The 20,703-nt window shown below is 63.9% G+C and carries 25 protein-coding genes and 1 tRNA gene; 18 read left to right on the top strand and 8 right to left on the bottom strand.

The window, feature by feature from the left end:
• Positions 1-178 precede the first annotated feature (178 nt).
• From DL237_RS10935 to DL237_RS10985, 11 genes are all read left to right on the top strand, one after another.
• Complete coding sequence (locus DL237_RS10935) at positions 179-1,153, top strand: ketopantoate reductase family protein (RefSeq protein ID WP_119399101.1); 975 nt, start codon at positions 179-181, stop codon at positions 1,151-1,153.
• Entirely contained in the window at positions 1,153-1,908 is a 756-nt protein-coding gene (locus tag DL237_RS10940) for a class II aldolase/adducin family protein (protein WP_119399102.1), read from the top strand. The genes DL237_RS10935 and DL237_RS10940 overlap by 1 nt, the downstream gene beginning before the upstream one ends.
• Positions 1,909-2,078: 170 nt before the next feature.
• Positions 2,079-3,245, top strand: coding sequence for an amidase (locus DL237_RS10945; protein ID WP_233544952.1), 1,167 nt, complete (start codon positions 2,079-2,081; stop codon positions 3,243-3,245).
• On the top strand, positions 3,245-4,405 hold the full coding sequence (locus DL237_RS10950) for an acyl-CoA dehydrogenase family protein (RefSeq protein WP_119399103.1): 1,161 nt from the start codon (positions 3,245-3,247) through the stop codon (positions 4,403-4,405). The genes DL237_RS10945 and DL237_RS10950 overlap by 1 nt, the downstream gene beginning before the upstream one ends.
• A gap of 105 nt (positions 4,406-4,510) precedes the next feature.
• Complete coding sequence (locus DL237_RS10955; protein WP_119399104.1) at positions 4,511-4,867, top strand: hypothetical protein; 357 nt, start codon at positions 4,511-4,513, stop codon at positions 4,865-4,867.
• 22 nt (positions 4,868-4,889) lie between these two features.
• On the top strand, positions 4,890-5,084 hold the full coding sequence (locus DL237_RS10960; protein WP_119399105.1) for a hypothetical protein: 195 nt from the start codon (positions 4,890-4,892) through the stop codon (positions 5,082-5,084).
• On the top strand, positions 5,081-6,358 hold the full coding sequence (locus DL237_RS10965) for an aromatic ring-hydroxylating oxygenase subunit alpha (RefSeq protein ID WP_119399106.1): 1,278 nt from the start codon (positions 5,081-5,083) through the stop codon (positions 6,356-6,358). The genes DL237_RS10960 and DL237_RS10965 overlap by 4 nt, the downstream gene beginning before the upstream one ends.
• Before the next feature lie 5 nt (positions 6,359-6,363).
• Complete coding sequence (locus tag DL237_RS10970; protein ID WP_119399161.1) at positions 6,364-6,846, top strand: aromatic-ring-hydroxylating dioxygenase subunit beta; 483 nt, start codon at positions 6,364-6,366, stop codon at positions 6,844-6,846.
• 13 nt (positions 6,847-6,859) lie between these two features.
• On the top strand, positions 6,860-7,609 hold the full coding sequence (locus DL237_RS10975) for an SDR family NAD(P)-dependent oxidoreductase (RefSeq protein ID WP_233544953.1): 750 nt from the start codon (positions 6,860-6,862) through the stop codon (positions 7,607-7,609).
• Between the two features lie 16 nt (positions 7,610-7,625).
• Entirely contained in the window at positions 7,626-8,582 is a 957-nt protein-coding gene (locus DL237_RS10980) for a PDR/VanB family oxidoreductase (protein WP_119399108.1), read from the top strand.
• Between the two features lie 9 nt (positions 8,583-8,591).
• On the top strand, positions 8,592-9,119 hold the full coding sequence (locus DL237_RS10985; protein ID WP_119399109.1) for a flavin reductase: 528 nt from the start codon (positions 8,592-8,594) through the stop codon (positions 9,117-9,119).
• A gap of 18 nt (positions 9,120-9,137) precedes the next feature.
• Here DL237_RS10985 and DL237_RS10990 read toward each other — a convergent pair whose 3' ends face one another.
• Positions 9,138-9,620 (bottom strand): MarR family winged helix-turn-helix transcriptional regulator, encoded by a 483-nt coding sequence (locus tag DL237_RS10990; RefSeq protein ID WP_119399110.1) that lies wholly within the window; start codon positions 9,618-9,620, stop codon positions 9,138-9,140.
• 153 nt (positions 9,621-9,773) lie between these two features.
• Between DL237_RS10990 and DL237_RS10995 the strand changes: the two genes are divergently transcribed.
• The 4 genes from DL237_RS10995 to DL237_RS11010 all read left to right on the top strand — a co-directional run bounded on the left by DL237_RS10995 (position 9,774) and on the right by DL237_RS11010 (position 12,822).
• Positions 9,774-10,793 carry a TRAP transporter substrate-binding protein gene (locus DL237_RS10995; RefSeq protein WP_233544954.1) on the top strand — a complete coding sequence of 340 codons (1,020 nt, stop codon included), beginning with the start codon at positions 9,774-9,776 and terminating at the stop codon, positions 10,791-10,793.
• Between the two features lie 44 nt (positions 10,794-10,837).
• Positions 10,838-11,341, top strand: coding sequence for a TRAP transporter small permease (locus DL237_RS11000; protein ID WP_119399111.1), 504 nt, complete (start codon positions 10,838-10,840; stop codon positions 11,339-11,341).
• A 52-nt stretch (positions 11,342-11,393) separates the two neighbouring features.
• The gene (locus DL237_RS11005; RefSeq protein WP_119399112.1) at positions 11,394-12,692 is read left to right on the top strand and encodes a TRAP transporter large permease; all 1,299 of its coding nucleotides are present in this window, start codon (positions 11,394-11,396) and stop codon (positions 12,690-12,692) included.
• Between the two features lie 56 nt (positions 12,693-12,748).
• Positions 12,749-12,822: transfer RNA gene (locus DL237_RS11010), tRNA-Gly, on the top strand.
• 266 nt (positions 12,823-13,088) lie between these two features.
• Here DL237_RS11010 and DL237_RS20725 read toward each other — a convergent pair.
• The 4 genes from DL237_RS20725 to DL237_RS11030 form a co-directional block, all read right to left on the bottom strand.
• The gene (locus tag DL237_RS20725) at positions 13,089-13,490 is read right to left on the bottom strand and encodes a phage holin family protein (protein WP_199672058.1); all 402 of its coding nucleotides are present in this window, start codon (positions 13,488-13,490) and stop codon (positions 13,089-13,091) included.
• Between the two features lie 7 nt (positions 13,491-13,497).
• Positions 13,498-13,857, bottom strand: coding sequence for a DUF883 family protein (locus DL237_RS11020; RefSeq protein ID WP_119399113.1), 360 nt, complete (start codon positions 13,855-13,857; stop codon positions 13,498-13,500).
• Between the two features lie 336 nt (positions 13,858-14,193).
• Entirely contained in the window at positions 14,194-14,502 is a 309-nt protein-coding gene (locus DL237_RS11025; protein ID WP_119399114.1) for a DnaJ family domain-containing protein, read from the bottom strand.
• A gap of 159 nt (positions 14,503-14,661) precedes the next feature.
• The gene (locus DL237_RS11030; RefSeq protein WP_119399115.1) at positions 14,662-16,230 is read right to left on the bottom strand and encodes a bifunctional metallophosphatase/5'-nucleotidase; all 1,569 of its coding nucleotides are present in this window, start codon (positions 16,228-16,230) and stop codon (positions 14,662-14,664) included.
• Between the two features lie 273 nt (positions 16,231-16,503).
• Here DL237_RS11030 and DL237_RS11035 point away from each other — a divergent pair, with 273 nt between their 5' ends.
• From DL237_RS11035 to arsC, 3 genes are all read left to right on the top strand, one after another.
• A complete protein-coding gene (locus DL237_RS11035; protein WP_119399116.1) occupies positions 16,504-16,839 on the top strand; it encodes a DUF952 domain-containing protein in 336 nt (111 codons plus the stop codon).
• Positions 16,840-16,937: 98 nt separating this feature from the next.
• On the top strand, positions 16,938-17,963 hold the full coding sequence (locus tag DL237_RS11040; RefSeq protein ID WP_233544955.1) for a quinone-dependent dihydroorotate dehydrogenase: 1,026 nt from the start codon (positions 16,938-16,940) through the stop codon (positions 17,961-17,963).
• Positions 17,960-18,301: an arsenate reductase (glutaredoxin) gene (gene arsC / locus DL237_RS11045; RefSeq protein WP_199672060.1), complete on the top strand. Its 342-nt coding sequence runs from the start codon at positions 17,960-17,962 to the stop codon at positions 18,299-18,301. The genes DL237_RS11040 and arsC overlap by 4 nt, the downstream gene beginning before the upstream one ends.
• Here the strand turns inward: arsC and DL237_RS11050 are convergent, their stop codons facing one another.
• The 3 genes from DL237_RS11050 to DL237_RS11060 are packed head-to-tail and all read right to left on the bottom strand — an operon-like array spanning position 18,302 to position 20,588.
• Positions 18,302-19,639, bottom strand: coding sequence for an MATE family efflux transporter (locus DL237_RS11050; RefSeq protein WP_119399118.1), 1,338 nt, complete (start codon positions 19,637-19,639; stop codon positions 18,302-18,304).
• The gene (locus DL237_RS11055) at positions 19,636-20,154 is read right to left on the bottom strand and encodes a PaaI family thioesterase (RefSeq protein ID WP_119399119.1); all 519 of its coding nucleotides are present in this window, start codon (positions 20,152-20,154) and stop codon (positions 19,636-19,638) included. The genes DL237_RS11050 and DL237_RS11055 overlap by 4 nt, the downstream gene beginning before the upstream one ends.
• Positions 20,151-20,588 (bottom strand): PaaI family thioesterase, encoded by a 438-nt coding sequence (locus tag DL237_RS11060; protein ID WP_119399120.1) that lies wholly within the window; start codon positions 20,586-20,588, stop codon positions 20,151-20,153. Before DL237_RS11060 ends, DL237_RS11055 begins: the two co-directional genes overlap by 4 nt.
• Between the last annotated feature and the right edge of the window lie 115 nt (positions 20,589-20,703).

Here is a 20,703-nt window from a genome sequence, read left to right on the forward strand (position 1 = left end):
CGCGCTGCGGGTGATTTCCGCGCCAAAGATTTGCCCATCGCGGCGGGGTCCTCCGCGATTTTTGGCGCGGCCTTGCGCAAAACCCTTGCGTCAAAGCCTTGATTCGGAATTTACTTCAATAATCACGTTACTTTTCTTGCAACCATTCCGAGACATCGGTCCACGATTGGGAATTTTCATGACGCGTCCCTCCATTGCCATTGTCGGTGCCGGTGCCATCGGGTCGATCCTCGCCGCGCGCCTTGCACAATCGGGGGCCGATGTCCGCCTTGTGGCGCGCGGCACGCGTCTGGCGCAGATCCGGCAGGATGGCCTGCGCATCCGTGATCTGGACGGCGAGGTCACGGTGCATGTGCCCGTGGTCGCCGCCCTCGCCGCGCCGGTCAGCGTGCTGTTCCTCTGCGTGAAAGGCCCCGCGATCGAGGCCGCGATCCGTGACAACCTTGCAGGCATGGGGCCGGACACCCGCGTCGTGCCGCTGGTCAACGGTATCCCGTGGTGGTTCTTTGATGACCTGGGCCACCCGGTGCGCGCGGTCGATCCCGATGGCGCGCTGTTCGACCTGGTGCCCTTCGACCAGATCGTCGGGTCGGTCACCATGATGACGGCGGCTTTTGACGACGACGGCACCGTCGTGTCGACCATCCCGCACAAGCTCGCCCTGGGGCCGACAACGCCGAACGGCCCCCGCCCCGTCGATCTGGCAGACGAAATCACCGCCGCCGGCATCACGCTGGACCGTGCCGACCACATCCGCCCGCTGGTCTGGCAAAAGCTGGCGCTGAACCTCGCCACCAATCCGTTGTCGGCGCTGACAGGGCAGACCCTGGAACAGATTGCCGCCGATCCCGCCAGCCTGGCCCGCGCCACCGCCATCGCGGTCGAGGCCGAAACCCTTGCCGCCGCCTGGGGCTGCCCCATCGACATCGCAGCCCACATGCCCGCGCAGCTGGCCCGCGCCGGTGCGTTCCGCACCTCGATGCTGCAAGACGCCGAGGCAGGCCGCCCGCTGGAGCTGGCCCCGATCTGCGACGCCCCGCTGGAACTGGCCGAGGCGCGCGCCATCGCCATGCCCGAAACCGCCACCCTGCTGAGCGAACTTCGTGCCAAACTGGGCACACCCGCAGCCGCCCTGCCCCAAGGAGCCTTGTGATGACCATCCACACCACCGACCGCCTCGCCGGCAAATCCGAAGCCGACCTGCGCGTCCAGCTCGCCGATTTCTACCACCTCGTCAGCTACCTCGGCTGGACCGAGCTGATCTTCAACCACATCTCCGTGCGGGTGCCCGGCGAAACCCACGCCTACCTCGTGAACCCCTTCGGGCTGCACTATGACGAGGTGACGCCCGAGAACCTGATCAAGGTCGGCATCGACGGCAAGAAGATCGAGGACAGCCCCTATGACGCCAACCCCGCCGGGTTCGCGCTGCACGGTGTCATCCACGAAAACCGCCCCGACGTCGGCTGCATCGCTCATACCCACACCACGCCGATTTCCGCCATCACCATGAAGGCCTTCGGCATCGACCACGACAGCTTTTATGGCGCGCAGCTCTATGGCCGCGTCGGCTATCACGGGTTTGAAGGCATCACGCTCTACGACGATGAACGCCCCCGGATGCTCGACTCGCTGGGCGACAGGCATGTCCTCGTCCTGCGCAACCACGGTATCGCCGTGTGCGAGGCCGACATCCCCCTCACCTTCTTCCTGCTCTGGACCGTCCAGCGCGCGGCGGAAATCCAATGCGCCTCGCAGGGCATTCCCGGCCCCAACACCACCCTGCCCGAAGTCATCAAGCAGAAATGTGCCGACGATGCCCAGCGCCTGAAGGAAAGCGCAAAGTTCGCGGACCTGCTGTTCGATGCCATGGTGCGCAAGATGAAACGCGACCAGGGCCGCGCCTGACCGGGATCACCTGACCGGGACAAGCTGACCGGAAACACGACCCGGCCCCCCCGGAACAGCGCCCGAAAAACATGCATATTCACGTTTTTCGGGCGCCCCTTGCAGATTTCTCTTAGTGAATCGACCTTAATGCGGTAATATTGACGTAATAAAGACGAAACGGAGCCCTCATGACCCCCGACTTTCCCCCAGGCCTCAGCCCGGACGCCGCGATGACCGTATCGCTGGATCTCGGCACGTCCGGGGGGCCACGGGTCGCGGTCAAGGAATGCCTCGCGATCGAGGGGTTGCCGACCCGCGCAGGCTCGGCCGCGCTGGCCGATGCGCCGCCTGCCCTCGCTCATGCGCAGGTCGTGCAAACCCTGCTCGACACCGGCTGCCAGATCGTCGGGCGCGCCAACATGCACGAACTGGCCTACGGGATGACCGGCGCGAACGCGCATACCGGGACGCCGCAGAACCCGCGCTGGCCCGACCGCATTCCCGGCGGCTCCTCCTCTGGCTCGGCGGTTCTGGTGGCGCAGGGCGCGGTCGATTTCGCCGTCGGCACCGACACCGGCGGCTCGATCCGCCAGCCTGCGGGCTGTTGCGGTGTCTTCGGGCTGAAACCGACCTTCGGGCGGATCAGCCGCGCCGGGGCCACCCCTGTCGCCTCCACCCTCGACTCCATCGGCCCCTTTGCCGCGACGGCCCCCATGCTGACGCGTGCCATGTCCCTGATGGACCCCACCTTTCAGGCCGAAAGCCTCGCCAGCCCCCCCTCGCTGGCGCTGCTCCGGCCCGAGGCCGCGTCCGATATCACCGCCAGTTTCGACGCGGCCACCAAACTCCTGCACGATGCAACGCTGACCGAGGCGACGCTGCCCAGCCTCGATGCCGCCTATCACGCCTCGATGACCATCATCGGGCATGAAATCGCGGCCGAATTCGGCGCCCTCGCCGCCTCCAACGCCACCCTTGGCGCGGATGTGCGCGCCCGCATCCTGAACGGCACGCGCATCACCGCCCGGCAACTGGCCGACGCCGAAGCCGTCCGCACCCGCTTTACCGCCGAAATCGACGCGCTGCTGGACACGCACGACGCCATCCTGTTGCCGCTTCTGGCCCGCACGCCCCCCACCTGGGCCGTGGCCGCAGACCCGGCCGCCGTCCTGCCGATGACCCGCTTTATCCGCCAGTTCAACATGTCCGGCCACCCGGCGCTGGCCCTGCCCACCCTGACGGCAGACGGCCTGCCCGCTGGTTTGCAACTGATCGGTGCCAAGGGGGCCGATGCCCGCCTCTGCGCCATCGCCGAATGGATCGCCGCCCGCACCCCTGAAGAGGAGACAGCCTGATGTCCCAAGCTCTCGCAGAAGCCACCACAACGGTGGCGCAGACCCCCGATGTCACGCTCGACACCGTGCTGGCCCAGATCCGCGCCCGCCGGGCCGAATTCGAAGGTCTGGCCCATGTCCCCGCCGACATGGTCGCACAGCTGCAACAGGTCGGGGTCTACCGGGCCTTCGTGCCGAAACGCTTTGGCGGTGACGCCCTGTCGCCCGCCGACTTCTGCCGCCTGATCGAAAAGATCTCGATGGCCGATGCCTCGACCGGCTGGGTCTCCAGCTTCGGGGTCTCCTCGACCTACCTGGCGGCGCTGCCGCCCGAAACCTTCGCCAAGATCTACGGCGCCAACCCGAACACCGTCTTTGCCGGGGCGATGTTCCCGCCGCAAAAGGCCACCCGCGAAGGCGACCGGCTGCGCGTGTCGGGTCGCTGGCCGTGGTGCTCCGGCTCCATGGGGGCCTCGCTGATCGGCGTCGGCATCAAGATCGAGGGCGAATCCTCGCCCCTGCCACGCTCTGCCATCTTCCCCGTCGCGGACGTCACCATCGACCAGACATGGGACACCGTCGGCCTGCGCGCCACCGGCTCGCATGACGTGGTGGTCGAGGGCAAGCTGGTGGACGAGGACTGGACCTTCATCCGTGGGTCCGCGCCGCAGCTCGACGACCCGATCTTCCGCTTTCCCGCCATGGCGCTGGCCGCGCAGGTGCTGGCCGTCGTCGCCCTTGGCACCGCCCGCGAGGCGCTGGACTGGGTGAAATCCGACGCCGCCAAGAAGGCCTCGATCACCGGCGCGCCCAGCCCCGGCGCGCGCCCCTATGTGCAGGCCGACCTGGCCCGCGCCGAGGCGCTGCTGCGCTCCGCCCGTGCCCATTTCTACGAAACCATCGAAGACGCCTGGGACCAACTGCTGACCAAGGGCGAGGTCGACCCCGATCTGCGCATCCGCCTGCGCCTTGTCGCCACCCAAGCCGCGCGTGATGGGGCCGAGGCCGCCCGCATCGCCTTTGTCATGGGTGGGTCCAACGCCATGCGCACCGGCCACACGCTGGGGCGCTGCATGATCGACGCCGCCTGCGTCGCCCAGCACGCCTTCATGAACGAAGGCACCTGGACCGCCGCCGGTGCCGGAATGTTCGGCGAAGCGACGCCCCCCGGTTACCCATGACCTAACAGGTCCGATCCGGCCCTGAATGCCGCGCAGAAATACCGACGTGATACCGACACGATACGGCACTTGATACCGACACCCCAAAATCCACGGTGAAATGATATGACTGCTCCTCTCCGCACCCTTCTCTGCTTCAACAACCACCCGACCTTCTTCAGCCTGCCCTTCGATCAGATCGGCCCGGTGTGGAAGGCCACACAGGAACTGATGTCCTCCATCGCCAAGATGGATGGTGTTGAAATCGTTGGTACTTTTGATGACGATCAGACCATGGTTGGCGCAAGTCAGGGCTTTCCTTACACCTGGTACATCCTCGCGGACTTTCCCAACCGCGATGCCGTGCAGGCCGCCTGCAACTTCCTGCGCACCATCGTCGTGGGCGAAGGCAACGACCGCCTCTGGAAGTACATGACAGTCGAAGCCCGCATGGGCCGCGCACTGGAAATTCCCGACCTGTAAGCAACTGGAAAGAGACGGAAAAGTGACTGACTCCGCGAAAATCCGCCAGATCGTCGAAGCCTCCCGCGCCCGCTTTTTGCGGGGTGTTCTGGTGCAGGCGACGGTGCCCGGGCGGCCCCCCGTCGCGGTGAATTCCGTCTCGACTCCCCGCGCCAAGACCAGCTTCCGCCCCCTGCGCACTCCTCCCTCCCAGCCCATCACGAAGGACAGGACATGACCCTCGATCATTTCCCCCAAGGCCCGCAAGACGCCAGCTATGCCCCGCTGGTGAAGGGCGACCGCGTTGCCACCCCGATGTATGAAGACCCCGCCATTTTCGATGTCGAGATGGAGAAAATCTTTGGCAAAACATGGGTTTGGGTCGGGCACGAATCCGAGGTTCCCGACAAGGGAAACTTCAAGCTGTCGGTCGTCGGCACCCAGCCGGTGATCATTTCGCATGACCGAAAGGGCGCACTGCACGTGCTGGTCAATCGCTGCCGCCACCGCGCCGCGACCGTCTGCGAGATCAAGAAGGGCAAGACCAGCTCCTTCCAATGCCCCTACCACGGCTGGGGCTATGCCCTCGACGGCAGTCTTCGCGGTGTCCCCTACACCGAAGGCTACAACACCGACTTCGACAAAAAAGACTATGGTCTCAAGAAGTTGAAGGTTGAAACATACCAGGGCATGATCTTCGCCTCCTTCAACATGGACGTCGAACCGCTGGAGGATTTCCTCGGCAATGCCAAACCCTGGATCGACCTGTTCATGAAACAGGGTGGCGGATTCCCGGTCAAAACCCTCGGGGAACATCAGTTCAAGGTCCCGATGAACTGGAAGATCCAGTTGGAAAACACCACTGACGCCTACCATTTTCCCGTTGTTCACAAGAGCTTCATGCAATCTCTCGACGGTGAGGCAACGCAGCAGTTCTCCTTCCTCGAAGACGATGACGGCTGGGTCGAAGACCTTGGCAACGGCCACTCCGTCATGGTGATGATGCCCGAGTTGAACGACCTCGACGACAACCTCGATGCCCCGATCCCCGAACGCTTCCAGGCGCTGGCGGAAACCCTGCGCGCCGACTACGACGAAGATCAGGTCCGCCGCATCGTGCGCGCCGTCGGCGGCTGCGGCTTCAACCTCAACCTGTTCCCGAACGCCGCCTGCTCGCTGTCGTTCTTCCGCATCCTGCGCCCTGTCTCGGTGAACGAGACCGAGATCCGCCACATTGCCCTTGGCATGGACGGCGGCCCGGAGGCGGCAAACCAGATGCGCATGCGTCTTCATGAGCATTTTCAAGGGCCTATGGGCTTCGGCTCTCCCGATGATGCTGAGGTCTGGGAACGTGTGCAACGCGGCTCTGCCGGCGGCGGCGACCTGGATGTGATGGTCAACCGTGGCAAGGGCCTGGAAGAAACCTCCGAAAATGGCCTGCCCAAGGGCGACATCAGTGCCGAAACCGGCATGCGTGCCGCCTACGCCAAGTGGCAGGAGATGATGGCGTGAAAGACATGACACCCGAGACAGAAATCACACTGGATGACGCGATCAAGTTCCTCTGGAGCGAGGCCGACATCCTGGATCGCAACGATTTTGATGCCTGGTTGCCGCTTTGGCATGGCGGACATTACATCATCCCCATCGGCGATGAAGTGACGGATTTCGCCAACAATCTCAACATCGTCTACGATGATGCGCAGATGCGAAAGGCCCGCGCCGCGCGCCTGTCGGGGGGCTTTTCGATCTCTGCCGCGCCGCCGGCGCGCACTGTGCGCACGCTGTCCCGCTTCGTCTTTACCGAAGAGGCACCCGGCGCCGTCACCATCCGTTCCGCCCTGCATGTGATCGAGGACAAGTTCGGCCGCCAGCGCATGTTTGCCGCCAATGTCGAACACAAGCTGATCGCGACCGAAAACGGTATCCGCATCACCCAGAAGGTCGTGCGGCTGCTGAACTCCGACGGAATGCTGACCTCGATCAGCTACCTTTTCTGAAATGGGGGCTCCCTTGCCAGACGTCATCCAGACCGCCGTTGTCACCGGGGCCGCCAGCGGTGTCGGTGCCCGTATCGCCCGCGCGCTGCACGCCGCGGGGTTCCGGGTTGTCATCTCAGATATCGATTCCGAGGGCGCATCGGCACTGGCGACGGACCTCGACCTGGCCGGTGAAACCGCCGTCACCGCGACGCTGGATGTGTCCAAACCCGAGCATTTTCAAGAAGTTCTGGACAAGGTCATCGACCGATGGGGATCGTGCGAAGTGCTGGTGAACAACGCCGCACTGACCAAGGCGCAACCCGTGCTCGACATCGCACCTGAGGATTTCAACAGGATCCTGACGGTCAACGCGGGCGGCACCTTTGCGGGCAGCCAGATCTTCGGGCGGCACTTCAAGGACCGCGGCTATGGCCGCATCATCAACATGGCCAGCCTGGCCGGACAGAACGGCGGCACCACCACGGGCGCGCATTACGCCGCCTCCAAGGGCGCGATCATGACATTGACCAAGGTGTTTGCCCGCGACCTCGCCCCCTTTGGCATCACCTGTAACGCCATCGCGCCCGGTCCGCTGGACAGCCCGATGGTGCATGACCTGGTCCCGGCGGACAAGATGCCGGGAATGCTGGCCAATATCCCCGCCGGGCAGTTGGGCGACCCGGCCTTTGTCGCCAACCTCGTGGCCCTGCTTGCCGGTCCCGCGGCCAGTTTCGTCACCGGCGCCTGCTGGGACGTCAACGGCGGCCTGTTCATGCGCTGAGGCGGAAAGAAGACCTATGACCACCGAGACCCTGACACTGATGATCGCGGAACGCCTTGACGACAAAGGCGATATCATGCGGCTGACCCTGACGGACCCGACAGGCGCGCCCCTTCCCCCCGTCACGGCGGGGGCGCATATCGACGTGCTGGTCGCCACCGACAGCGATACGATGTGGCGACAGTATTCCCTGGCGGGCGATCCCGCGGATCGCAGCAACTGGACGCTGGGCATCCTGAAGGAACCCGCCAGCCGCGGCGGCTCGGTCGCGCTGCACGATATCGCCCGCAAGGGGGCCGAGCTGCGCATCACCGGGCCGCGCAACCACTTCGGCCTGGTCGAGGCAGACAAGACCTACCTCTACGGCGGGGGCGTCGGCGTTACTCCGATGCTTGCAATGGCGTATGAGTTGCACGCCAGGGGTGCCGCATTCGAACTGCACTACTGCACCCGCAGCGCCGATCGTGCCGCCTTTGACGACCTCCTCCGAGCCGCACCCTTTGCCGAGTCTGTCCACCAGCATCACGACGACGCAGAGAGCAAGTTCAACACCGACGCGCTGCCCGACCCCGCCGACGACACCCATCTGTATATCTGCGGCCCCGAAGGGTTCATGTCCTGGCTGATCGGCGCGGCCGAGGCCCGGGGCCATGCCTCGGCCCACATACATCGCGAATATTTCTCGGCAGACGTGGACGTCACGGGCGACACCTTCGAAGTCGAGGCCCGCGCCTCTGGCATCACCGTCACCGTAGGCGAGGGCGAATCCATCGTCACAGCCCTTGCACGAAGCGGCATCTCGGTAGAAGTGAAGTGTGAGGAAGGCATTTGCGGCACCTGCCTGACCGATGTTCTTGAGGGAGAGCCGGACCACCGCGATCATTTCCTCACCGATGAAGAAAAGGCGGACAACAGCGAGATGTGCCTGTGCTGCTCGCGCGCGAACTCTGCGCGACTGGTGCTGGATATCTGAGGAATGATCATGACCGACAGCCCACCCCCACCCGAGCACAAAAAACCGACCGAGGCGGAGGTTCAGACCTTTCGCGAAGGTATGGCCCGCCTCGGCGCCGCCATCACCATCCTGACAACCGATGGCCCTGCGGGCAAACATGGCATGACGGCCTCGGCCGTGTGCTCGGTGACGGACAGCCCGCCGACCCTGCTGGTGTGCATCAACAAATCGAACCGCAGCCATGACATCATCGAAAAGAACGGCGTGATTGCCGTGAACGTCCTGGGCGGGCGGCATCGTGAGCTTTCGGCCGCCTTTGCCAGCAAGAAGAGCGAGGAGGCACGTTTCGCCGGTGGCGTCTGGCGCACGATGGCCACCGGCAGCCCTTTGCTGACGGATGCGCCTGTCGCCTTCGATTGCAAGATCACGGACAGCAACACCGTTGGGTCCCACACCGTCTTCTTTTGCGAGGTGCAGGCGATGGAACTGGCGAAAGGTCAGGCGGAAACCCTGATTTGGTTCGGTCGTGACTTTCACCACCTGACGGCGATCTGACCCATGATCCCGGCGCGCTCAATACTCTCCCAAACGGTGAAAAACGCGCTCCATCAGGGTGTTGAGGGTGCGCTGTTCTTCTGCATCCAGATCCTGAAACGCCCCGGCAAACACCAGATCGGCAATCGCGCGGGCCTCGCGGCGGCGCGCGTCGCCCAGCGGCGTCAGGGTCACCTCGGTTACGCGGGCATCGGTCGGTCGGGCGCGCGTTGTCACCAGACCATCGGCCACCATCCGCTGGATGATCTTGGTGGCCGTGTTCAACTTGATGATGCAGACCTCCGCGATCTCGGACACGCTCATGTGCTCGTCCTCGAACAGGGACATCAGCACACGCCAGCGCGGCACGTCCAGACCGATCGCCTTCAGCCGCTTTTCCATCGTCATGAAGTAGCGTGCCGAGGTGCGGGTCAGCCAATAGAACGGCCAGTCCTGCTTGCGGAATCGGCCCTCGCTCGCATCGGTATCCTGCGCATCTTTCTTGTCGATCGGATCGCTCATGCTGCCTCTTTTCTCGCCCCTACCACCCGCGCACCGTGCATCGTGACACCAAAATGATGAAGGTCGCTGACTTTCGCCAGAAAAAACCAAGAATAGTCACGTGAACATTACGATGATTTTCAGAACAACAGCAACTCAACAGGGAAACCAAAGATGCTCTTCAAGAAGCTGACAATGACGACGACTGCGGCGCTGGCGCTGTCCACCGCGGCTGCGATGGCCGACACCACGCTGACGGTGGCCAACTGGCTGCCCCCCTCGCACCCCCTCGTTTCCGAGGTGATCGTGCCAATGACCGAAGCGATCGCCGAGGCGACCGGCGGATCGGTCACCACCAACATCCTGCCCGCCCCCCTGGGGCCGCCACCTGCGCATTTCGACTTTGCCGTCAATGGTGTGGCCGACATCACCTTCGGCGTGCAGAACTATTCGCCGGGCCGCTTCAAGACGACCAGCGTGGCTGAAATGCCCTTTCTCGGCAACAGCGCGACCGCAATGTCCGTCGCTTACTGGCGCACCTTCGAGGCGATGCTGAAACAGGCCGGTGAATACGATCAGGTCAAGGTTCTGGGCGTTTTCACCCATGGTCCGGGCGAGATCTTCATCAAGGAGGGCGACGCCTCAAGCACCGACGTCCTCAAGGGCACCAAGATGCGCGTCGGCGGTGGTCTGATCAACGAAGTCACTACCCAGCTGGGCGCCGTACCCGTAGAAGGCCCCTCCTCCAAGGCGTACGAACTGCTTAGCCAGGGCGTGGCCGACGGGATCTTCTTTCCCTACGAATCCGTCAACTCCTTCGGCCTGATCCCGCAACTGACCAAGGGGATCGACGTGCCCGGCGGCCTCTACAACACGTCGTTCTTCGTCGTGATGAACAAGGCCAAATGGGACAGCCTGACCAGCGAAGAGCAGGCCGAGATCGACAGCGTCACCGGTGAATCGCTGGCCCGGCTTGCCGGCCAGATGTGGGACAGCGCCGACGCCAAGGGCAAGGCGGCGATGGACGGCAAGATCGAAATCACCACGGCGACCGACGACCAGATGGTTGCCTGGACAGATGCGCTCGCCCCCGTGATCAAGGAAAAGATGGATGAAATCGCGTCGACCGGTGTCGACGCCGAAGCAGCCATGAAGATGATGGAAGACGAAATCGCCAAGGTCGAGGCCGAATGAGCCCCAATCCTGCCGAACATTTCGCAGCGGGTCCGGAGGCAGCAATGTCTCCGGCTCCCGGCAAACGGACCAGCGCGTTCAGCATCTGGCCCCGGCGCATTCTGGCCTGGGTATGCGGTGCGATCCTGCTGGTGCTGATGACACTGACCGTCGTCGACGTGATCGGTCGCTACATCTTCAACGCTCCGCTGATCGGGTCCACCGAATTGACCGAGGTGCTGCTGGTGTCGGTGATCTTCATCGGTCTGCCCGCCGTCTGCATGGACGATGAACATGTCACCGTCGATCTGGTGACCTCGCAGATGCCCGCGTGGGTTCATCCCTTCCGAAAAGCACTGCTGGCGCTGATCTCCGCCACGATCTTTGGCGTCATCTCCTGGCGGCTCTGGATCTACGGCAGCCAGATCGCGGGCTATCACGGCGTCACCAATTCGCTGCGGATTCCCGTCGGGCCTTTCGCATGGCTCTGCTCGGTCTGTGCCGCCGTGGCCGTCGTCATCACGCTCTACGTCGCCGCCCGTGATCTGCGCCGTGCTCTCAGGGCCTGACCCTGCGCGGCGCTGATCCCCTCAAGCCCTGAACATCGAGACGTTTTCCCCCATGGAACTTCTAGCCAACTGGCCCGTCGGCATGGCCGCCCTGTTTGTCCTGCTGCTCGTGGGCCTGCCGATTTCCATAGCCCTGACGCTGATCGGCCTGCTCGGCACGGTCTCGATCATAGGGTGGAGCCCGGCCCTGTCGCTGCTGGGCACGACCTTCTTCGACCAGGGCAAGAACTACTCCCTGTCGGTGCTGCCGCTGTTCCTGCTGATGGGCAACTTCGTGGTGCAATCTGGCATCGCAAGAGAGCTGTACGAGGCCGCCCATGCCTGGTTGCGCCATCGCAAGGGCGGTCTGGCCCTGGCCACCGTCATCGCCTGCGGCGGCTTTTCCTCGGTCTGCGGCTCTTCCATGGCGACGGCGGCGACGATGGCACGGATCTCGCTGCCCTCTATGCGCCGCTATGGCTATCCAGATGATCTGTCGACCGCCTCGATCGCGGCTGGCGGCACGTTGGGCATCCTGATCCCGCCATCGGTGATCCTTGTCTTCTATGGCATCATGACCCAGCAGGACATCGGCAAACTGTTCCTGGCGGGGATCGTGCCCGGCCTGCTGGGCATCCTCGGCTATACGACCGCCGTCTGGATCTCCGTGCGGTTTCGCGGCATCGACCTTGCAACCGAACCCAAGCTGCCCCTGCGCGACCGCCTGCGCGCCCTCAAGGGGACCCTGGGCGCAATCATTTTGTTCATCTTCGTCATGGGCGGCATCTACCTTGGCGTGTTCACCCCGACCGAAAGCGCCGGGATGGGCGCTGCGGGGGCCCTGCTCTTGACGATCCTGTCAGGCAAATTCTCGGTCTCATCGGCCTTCGTGACGCTGTTCGACGCGGCGAAAACAACGGCGATGATGTTTTTCATCCTGTTTGGCGCACTGACCTTTACCAACTATGTCAACTTCAGCGGCATGACCGCCGACATGCAGGCCTTTGTCACCTTTTTCGGAGACGGGCCGACCTCCGTGATCCTGACCATCCTGGTGATTTACCTGGTTCTCGGCTGCGTCCTCGAGGGGCTTTCGATGATCATGCTGACAGTTCCGATCTTCTATCCGGTTGTCGCGGCGCAGGGGTTCGACCTGATCTGGTTTGGCGTCTTCGTCGTGGTGATCACCGAAATATCCTACATCACTCCGCCGGTTGGCATGAACGCCTTCGTATTGCGCTCAGTGGTCAAGGACGTCCAGTTGAGCACGATATTTCGGGGTCTCGTCCCCTTCGTACTGATGGATATCGTGCGGATCGTCTTGTTGATCCTGGTGCCTGGACTGGTTCTGTTCCTGCCCAACAGCATGTAGCGGGCGCTCTGCCTCTTGACCGTGCTTTGCCCATGAAATATGTGCTCTCAGCAAGAGCGGGTATGGTGTAATGGTAGCGCCCTAGCCTTCCAAGCTAGTCGTGCGGGTTCGATTCCCGCTACCCGCTCCAGGATTTCCCTCCTGACACAGTCTGACGGCACGGATCACGACGTTGGCAAAAGCCGACACTCTGGCTCCGTGCCGAATTTCCCCGGCTCACCCTAGACAGTCCCCTCCTAAAAGCGCTCGTGCTGAAACCCGCCGCTGCGCAGGTGCAACGCGCTGGCATCAGTTCGGAAACAGACGAAAATCGCCCGCGACAGCCTATGCTGCGCGGGCGATGTGCTTTGTCGTCAACTCAGATGCCGTCAGTCGCAACCACCGCAATGGTCGCCGTCAGCGATAGTCCGGGTATTGCGGCGGCGGGGGGGGCGGCGGCGGCGGAGGAGTCGGTGCAGGCTTGCGCGCAGCACCCGCAGCAACCCCGGCACCGACGCCTTGCATCAGCGCCGCGATCAGCCCAGTCATCGACGCGGCAGCGGGGGGAGGCGCCGCCGTGGTATGCGCCATCGGGACGGGACGCGTGCGCGCGCTCAGTGCCAGAAAGATCAGGCCAAGCCCGAAATAGGCACAGCCGATCACCAAGGCGGCAAACAGCGCGTCATGCGTCTGCGCCAGGTAGATCCAGGCGGCCACCGTCAGGAAACCCAGACCGATGGACATCAGGATCAACGCCCCGAGGGAATATCCCGCCCGGCGCACCATCCGCGAAATGGAGTATCTGAGAGATCCGAACATTCAGCCCTCAGCGCCGCGCCATCAGCAGGCCGATCAAAAAGCCGACGCCGCTGGCGATGGCAACCGAGGCTGCGGGATTTTCACGAACACGGTCTTCTGCGGTCGCGTAGGCCTGGCGCGCCTGCGCATCGGCATAGGCAAGACCCGCCTCTGCTTCACCGCGCACCTGCTCCGCCTTGGCGCGGGCAGCACCGCTCAGATGCGCACCCTGCGCCTTGCCGTATTCGGTCAGTGCACGGGTCAGTTCGGCGACGTCTTTCTGCACGGCCTCGAGTTGCGCCTGGATCACAGCGGTATCGGGGCTGTCTTTTTTCGCGTCCGAAGTGGTCGTGGGTTTCGCGCCAGTGGCTGTTGTCGGTTGTGCCATCGTGTCATCCTCCTTGGAGACATTTGAATTCACGGATCAACGCTTTGCCTGACGCATTGTTCCATTTTAGCGCCTCATATGCACGCCTTTCCTGCGGCGTTGGCCGGTGTGGTGCCGTCGTCAGCAGGGCACCAGGCGTGGCCCGTCTGCGATGTGGGCGTTAACGGCCCTGCCGCCGCTGCACATGTCGCTCCTCTTCGCAGGCCGTATCTGGGGGCAGATGTCGGAATTCGGCAGGGACGGCAAATTCTTACCGGATGCGGCAACGAACAGCCCCGCCGTCGCCTCGCTGGCAATGTCATGGGGATGTGACCGTAACATGGCGCTCCGCAGCCGCTATCTTGTCCAGGATTTGCGCGCAATATCGATCCGGGCCTCCAGCATCGACATGTCACGCAGAATGTCCCGGCGGCGTGTCCGGTCGCCCTCTCCCCGCAACTCTTCGCGCAGGCGGCGCAGCTCACGTGACAGACTGACGAATTCGGGCACGCCCCCTGCCTCGTGTACAAGACGGTTCAACAGGGCGTTTTCCGGGTCATCCTGCGTCGTCAGCGGCTTGCCCGCCCCGGGCAGATCATCGAATGCTCCGCGCGCCTCGGCTTCGGCGATCCGGGCATTGATCAGGTCAATCAGCGGGTGATCCATTCAGCGTCTCCTCGGAGCACCGCCCCTCATGGCATGTGGGCGAGTTTGGCAAAATACGTCCGCGCGTCAATGCGCAAACATCTGCACGCCCCAGAACGCAAAATCCCCGCCCGGCTGCCCGGGCGGGGATGATCGGCGTGCGCAATTAGCCACGTGCCCTTACTTGGCGGTGATGTGACCGTCGGTGTAAGGCGTATAGGGCGAATTTTCCGCCAGGTATTCTGCCGTCACATCGGCCAGATCGGGGCCGTAGTCATAGGCATTGGGCGAATCCTTGAACATCGCGTACCCGTCGCCGCCATTGCGAACGTAGTTGTTCGTCACGGCAAGATAGGTTGCCTCGGGGTCGATCGGTGCCCAGCCTTCGCCATCCACGACCATGACATCGCTGATGCGGGTGCCAGCATCGGCTGCCTTGTCAAAGGTGAACTTCAGGCCGGCCACCTGCGGGAAACGTCCTGCCCCCTCTTCCAGCTGGCTGACGCCGTTTTCCAGCGCCGCGACCAGGTTGGCCCCCGTCGTCTCGAATGTGGCCAGCGTGTTCTGGAACGGCAGCACCGTCAGGACCTCGCCCATCGTCACCTCGCCCGCGTCGATACTGGCGCGCAGACCACCGCCATTGGTGATCGCGACCGTCACGCCCTGATCGGCCACGCGGGCCAACATCGCGTCGGCAACCAGGTTGCCCATCTGGCATTCACCGGCCCGGCACGAATCCTTGGCACCATCGATGGCCTCGGCCGTTTCGGCCACGACCTTGGTGCGGATCTCTTCCAGCGGCTTGGCAGCCTCTGCAATCCGCTCCACCGTCGGGCCGTCTTCGGCGACTGTCCCATCCAGGGAAATCGGCGCGCCGACCGCCTTGATGACATGGCCGTCGTCGTCGAAGGTCACGTTCAGCTCACCCAGGAACTTGCCATAGGCATAGGCCGAAACGATCGCCGTATCGCCCACCATCGTGGGATAGGGGCCTTCGGCACCATCCATGTCGCCCAGCAGGGTGTTGGTATGACCCCCAACGATCACGTCAACGCCCACCGTGTTGGCGGCGACATCCTGGTCGACCTTGTAACCCGAATGGCTAAGCACGACGATCTTGTTGACGCCTTCGGCACCCAGCTTGTCGACCTCGGTCTGAACCGCCTCGGAGGGATCGGTGAACGTTACGTTGGCACCGGGGCTGGACAGCTCGTCCGTGTCCTGGGGCGTCAGACCGATCAGACCGATCTTTTCGCCACCGACCTCGATCACCGTCGATTTCATCAGGCTGTCGGCCAGCAAGGGCTCGGCGCTGACATCGGCGTTCGACATCAGGACAGGGAAATCGACCGCATCCATGAAGCCACGCAGAACCTCCGGGCCATCGTCGAATTCGTGGTTGCCCACGGTCATCGCATCATAGCCCATCTTGTTCATCATTTCGGCGGCCAGTTTGCCCTTGTAGTAGGTATAGAACAGCGTGCCCTGGAACTGGTCCCCACCGTCGACAAGGATCGAGTTGCCGGCGGTCTTGCGCTCTTCTGCGATCTGGGTCACCAGGCGGGCCGAGCCGCCAAAGCATTTGCCCTCGGCATTGTCTTCGGCGCCGCAGCTCGAATCATACTTGCTCACCGGCTCGAACCGGGCATGAAAGTCGTTCGTGTGCAGGATGGTAAGGTCGTAATCGGCCATTGCGGAACCGGCACTCAGGGCCAGCACGGCGGCGCTTGTCAGCAGGCGGACATGCATCGCGGAATCCTCTCTGTTCGTTTCTTTGTTGTGTCGGGAATGCTGCCCCGTCACGTCCCCCCATGTCAAAGCCGATCTCTACGTCACCCTGATGACAATGCGGGCGAAAGTGCGTCGCCGCCCAACCCGTCATCTTTTTGTTACACTCCGACGGTGCTGCGCATCCCCGTTGCACAGCCGACACCCCAAGCCATCGCGTGCCCGGCAGTTTGCCCTGTCGGCATCCTGCAATAGCTTGACCGCTGCATCAGAAACGGGCATCCGGAGGATACCATGATCTACAAGATTTTCACCACCGAGCAGTGGCAGCAGCTGGAGGCCGAGGGCACCACCCAAGGCGCCCCGATCGACCTGTCCGACGGCTTCATCCACTTTTCTACCGCCGATCAGGTGGCCGAAACCGCGTCAAAGCACTTTGCCGAGCAGGACGCCCTGATCCTTGCCGCCGTGGACCCTGCCCCGCTTGGCGACGCCCTGAGATGGGAGGAAAGCCGCGGTGGCGCGTTGTTTCCCCACCTCTATGCGCCGCTCAGGCACGAGGACGTGGTAAATCACTGGCCCTTGGCACTCTCGGGCGGGCGGCACTTGTTTCCCGATGGCATTCTGTGACCGGACCGTCTGACGCGGCACGCCCCGGCCCTGTGTCTCGGGGCCCTGGCCCTCACGGATTCGTTGCTCGGGGCTACGAAGGGCTGGGCCTGCGGCTGTTGCACCGGTTCGATCCGGAACTGGCACATACGATTTCGCTTCATGCGCTGCGCGCCGGCCTCGTGCCCCTGGCGCGCCAGATCACCTCACCCCGGCTCAGAACGTCGATCGCCGGCTTGTCCCTGGCCAATCCCGTCGGACTTGCCGCGGGCTATGACAAGAACGCGATCGCGCTTGCACCACTGTCGCGCGCGGGGTTCGGGTTTCTCGAAGTCGGCGCGGCCACACCTCGGGCACAGCCGGGCAATCCGAAACCCCGCGTCTTTCGACTGCGCCAAGATCGCGCCGTGATCAACCGGTTCGGCTTCAACAACGACGGTATGCACGCCATTGCAGATCGCCTGGCACAGCGTCCTCATGATGCGGTGATCGGCCTCAACCTAGGGGCAAACAAGGACAGCGGCGACCGCGCAAACGATTTCTGCGCCGTTCTCGAAACCTGTGCGCCGTCTCTTGATTTCGCCACGGTCAACGTCTCGTCGCCCAACACGGAAAAGTTGCGCGATCTTCAGGGCAAGGCGGCCCTGTCGGCCCTCCTCACGGGCGTGCTCGCAACGCGCGATGCGATGGCCCGCCCCATACCGATCTTTCTGAAAATTGCGCCTGACCTCGACGATGCGGGCCTTGCCGACGTGGCCGAGGTCGCGCTGGCGCATGGTCTCGACGCCATAATCGCGACCAACACCACTCTGGATCGCACCGGCCTGACCAGCGCCCATCGTGCCGAGGCCGGGGGCCTTTCCGGCGCACCGCTGTTCGAAAAATCCACCCGCGTGCTGGCGCGCCTCTCTGCGCTGACCGATGGGCAGATCCCCCTGATCGGCGTCGGCGGAATCGCCACGCCTGAACAGGCCTACGACAAGATCCGCGCAGGCGCCTCTGCGGTGCAGCTCTATTCGTCGCTCGTCTATGGCGGTCTGTCGCTGGCAGCTGACGTCGCCCATGGCCTTGACGCCCTGCTGGCCCGCGACGGGTTTGCCAACGTGGCCGATGCCGTCGGTACACAAAGGGAGACCTGGCTGTGATCACGCTCTGGCATAATCCGCGCTGCTCCAAGTCCCGCGCCGCCCTCGCCCTGGTCGAGGCGAGCGGCACCGCCTTTTCGCTTCGTCTCTACCTCGACGACGCCCCTTCACGTGATGAACTGACTGCGCTGCAAGCCAAGCTCGCCCTGCCCGTCATCGACATGATGCGCACGAACGAGGCAGTGTTCCGCGAACTCGGCCTCAGCAAGACCGACGATGACGCGACGCTACTGGCCGCCATGGTCGCGCACCCGAAACTTATCGAACGCCCGGTGCTGATCGCCAGCAACCGCGCCGTCATCGCCCGTCCGCCCGAAAAGGTGCACGACCTCCTCTGATCAGCCCGCCCGCACCTGCGCCTCCAGCGCCGGATAGCGCAGGCCAAGGGTGACGCCCCGCGCCACAAAGCTGATCAGATAGCTTGCCCATAGACCGTGGTTGCCAAAGGCGGGCACCAGCACGGCAACGCTGGCAACATAGACGACCAGACTGATCGCCATCATGTTGCGCATGTCGCCTGCCCGCGTCGCACCGATGAATACGCCATCCAGCATCCAGGCCCAGACGCCGAACACCGGCGCCGCGATGATCCACGGCAGGAACCGCCGCGCGCCGATCCGCACATCCGGGGCGCTGGTCATCAGGTCGATGATCATCCCGCCGAAGATCCAGAAGGCCAGCGACATCACGACACAGATCACCAGCCCCCAACCGCCGCTCAGCACGACCGAGCGGCGCAGACTGTCGCGTTCGCCACGCCCCATGCTCTGCCCGACCAGCGCCTCGGCGGCAAAGGCAAAGCCGTCCAGCGCAAACGCGGTAAACAGCAGGAATTGCATCAGCACCTGGTTCGCCGCCAGTTGCACATCCCCGAAATTCGACCCCAGGAACATGAACGACACCACGATCCCCTGCAACATCAACGAGCGCAACAGGATATCGCGGTTCACCAGCGCCATCCGCGTCAGCCGGGTTCGGTCGAACACCCGTGCCCAATCCCGCCAGGCCGGCACGGCAAACGCCCCACGGCATAACCAGAACCCCAGGCCCAGCCCGGCCCATTCGGAAATGAGCGTCGCCAGGGCGACGCCCTCGACGCCCCACTCCAGCTGCAATACGAACAGCAGGTCCAGGCCGATATTCACGCCATTCATCGCCAGTTGAACCGCCAGAACGGCACCTGTCCGCTCCTGCGCGATCAGCCAGCCGGTCAGGCCATACAGCGCAATGGCGGCAGGGGCCGAAAATATCCGGATGCCCATGTAACTGCGCGCCAACGCCTCCACCTCGGCCGAAGCGGGGCTGGCCCGAAATGCGATCCAGAACAGCGGCACCTGGGCCACGATGATCACCAGGCCCGCGCCCAGTCCGATCATCAGCGCGCGCGTCAGCAGTGCGGCGACCTCAGGTGTGTCGCCGGCACCGGCGGCATTCGCGGTCAGGCCGGTGGTGCCCATTCGCAGAAAACCGAAGACCCAGTAGAATGTTGCCAGGATCACGGCACCGATGCCGACCGCACCGATCGGCGCCGCCTCGCCCAGTTGCCCGATCACGCCGGTATCGACCGCCCCAAGGATCGGCACCGTCGCATTGGCCAGCACGATCGGGATCGCAATACGCAGCACCCGCGCATGTGTCAGCGGCGTGCGTGCCTCGACCGCTTGACCAAGGCTCACTCGCTCGCCTCGCCATTCCCCGGCATGCGGAAATGCCCAGTGGCCTGCGCGATCGGGCGCGCCACGTTGTCCTGCCACGCCTCGACCCGCACACTGGCATAGCGCCGACCCGACCGGGTCACCTCGGCGCGCGCATAGGCGTCGCGCGGCAGCCCGGACCGCAGGTAATCGACCGTCAGTCCGATGGTCTTGGGCAAACGCGGCAAGTGCCCCTCCCGGACCTGCGCCGGATCCAGCACGCCGCGCTCAAGGTCGCGCCACAACATCGCCCAGCTCAGCCCGATCACCGCCGTCACCTCCAGAAAGGCCGCCGTGGCGCCCCCATGCAGCGCCGGCAATTCGGGGTTGCCGATCAGCATGTCGTCGTAGGGCAGGATAGAAGTCAGCTCATCCCCGCGCCGGTCGAACCGTATGCCCAGGAAACGGATATAGGGCACCCCCCCGACCAGGGCTTCCAGCGCGGCATCCCTGCGCTGCTTGATCACCTGAACAGGTTCCGGGCGGCTCCGCTTCATGATGCGTCCTCGATCATACTGAAGGTAAAGGCCCCCGTCGCCGTCGCGACCGGGTTGTCGCGATCGTCGTCCAGCGCGACCGCCCGCACGAAGGCCACGCTGCGTGTCACGTGATAGCAATTTGCCTCGGCGCGGATCGCCTGGCCGGGAACCGCCGGACGCATATAGTCGATTCGCAGATCCAGCGTCGCCGTGGGCGCCCCCGACAACGGGTGACTGGCCACCGCCGCGCCACAGGTCGTGTCCAGCAACGCCGACACCGCCCCACCGGCCATGACGCCGGTTTCCGGGTCACCGATCAGCTTGGTGTCATAGGGCATGGTGAAAACCGCCCGCCCCGGTGTCAGCTCCGCGACCTCCATTCCCAGGGCCTGCGCATGTGGCAACGCCAGCATGAATTGACGGGCGATTTCCAGCGGGTCTGTTTCTGTCATGATCACTTTCCTTGTCTCCGCATAGAATAACGGATCCGGGGGCGCTGCAAGCCACGACCAGCTCACGCCTCCTCAGGATGGTTGCCCTTCCGCGCCACAATGCGTACCGTTCAAC

The organism is Pseudooceanicola sediminis (assembly GCF_003575965.1).
In the GTDB taxonomy this organism is placed as follows: domain Bacteria; phylum Pseudomonadota; class Alphaproteobacteria; order Rhodobacterales; family Rhodobacteraceae; genus Pseudooceanicola; species Pseudooceanicola sediminis.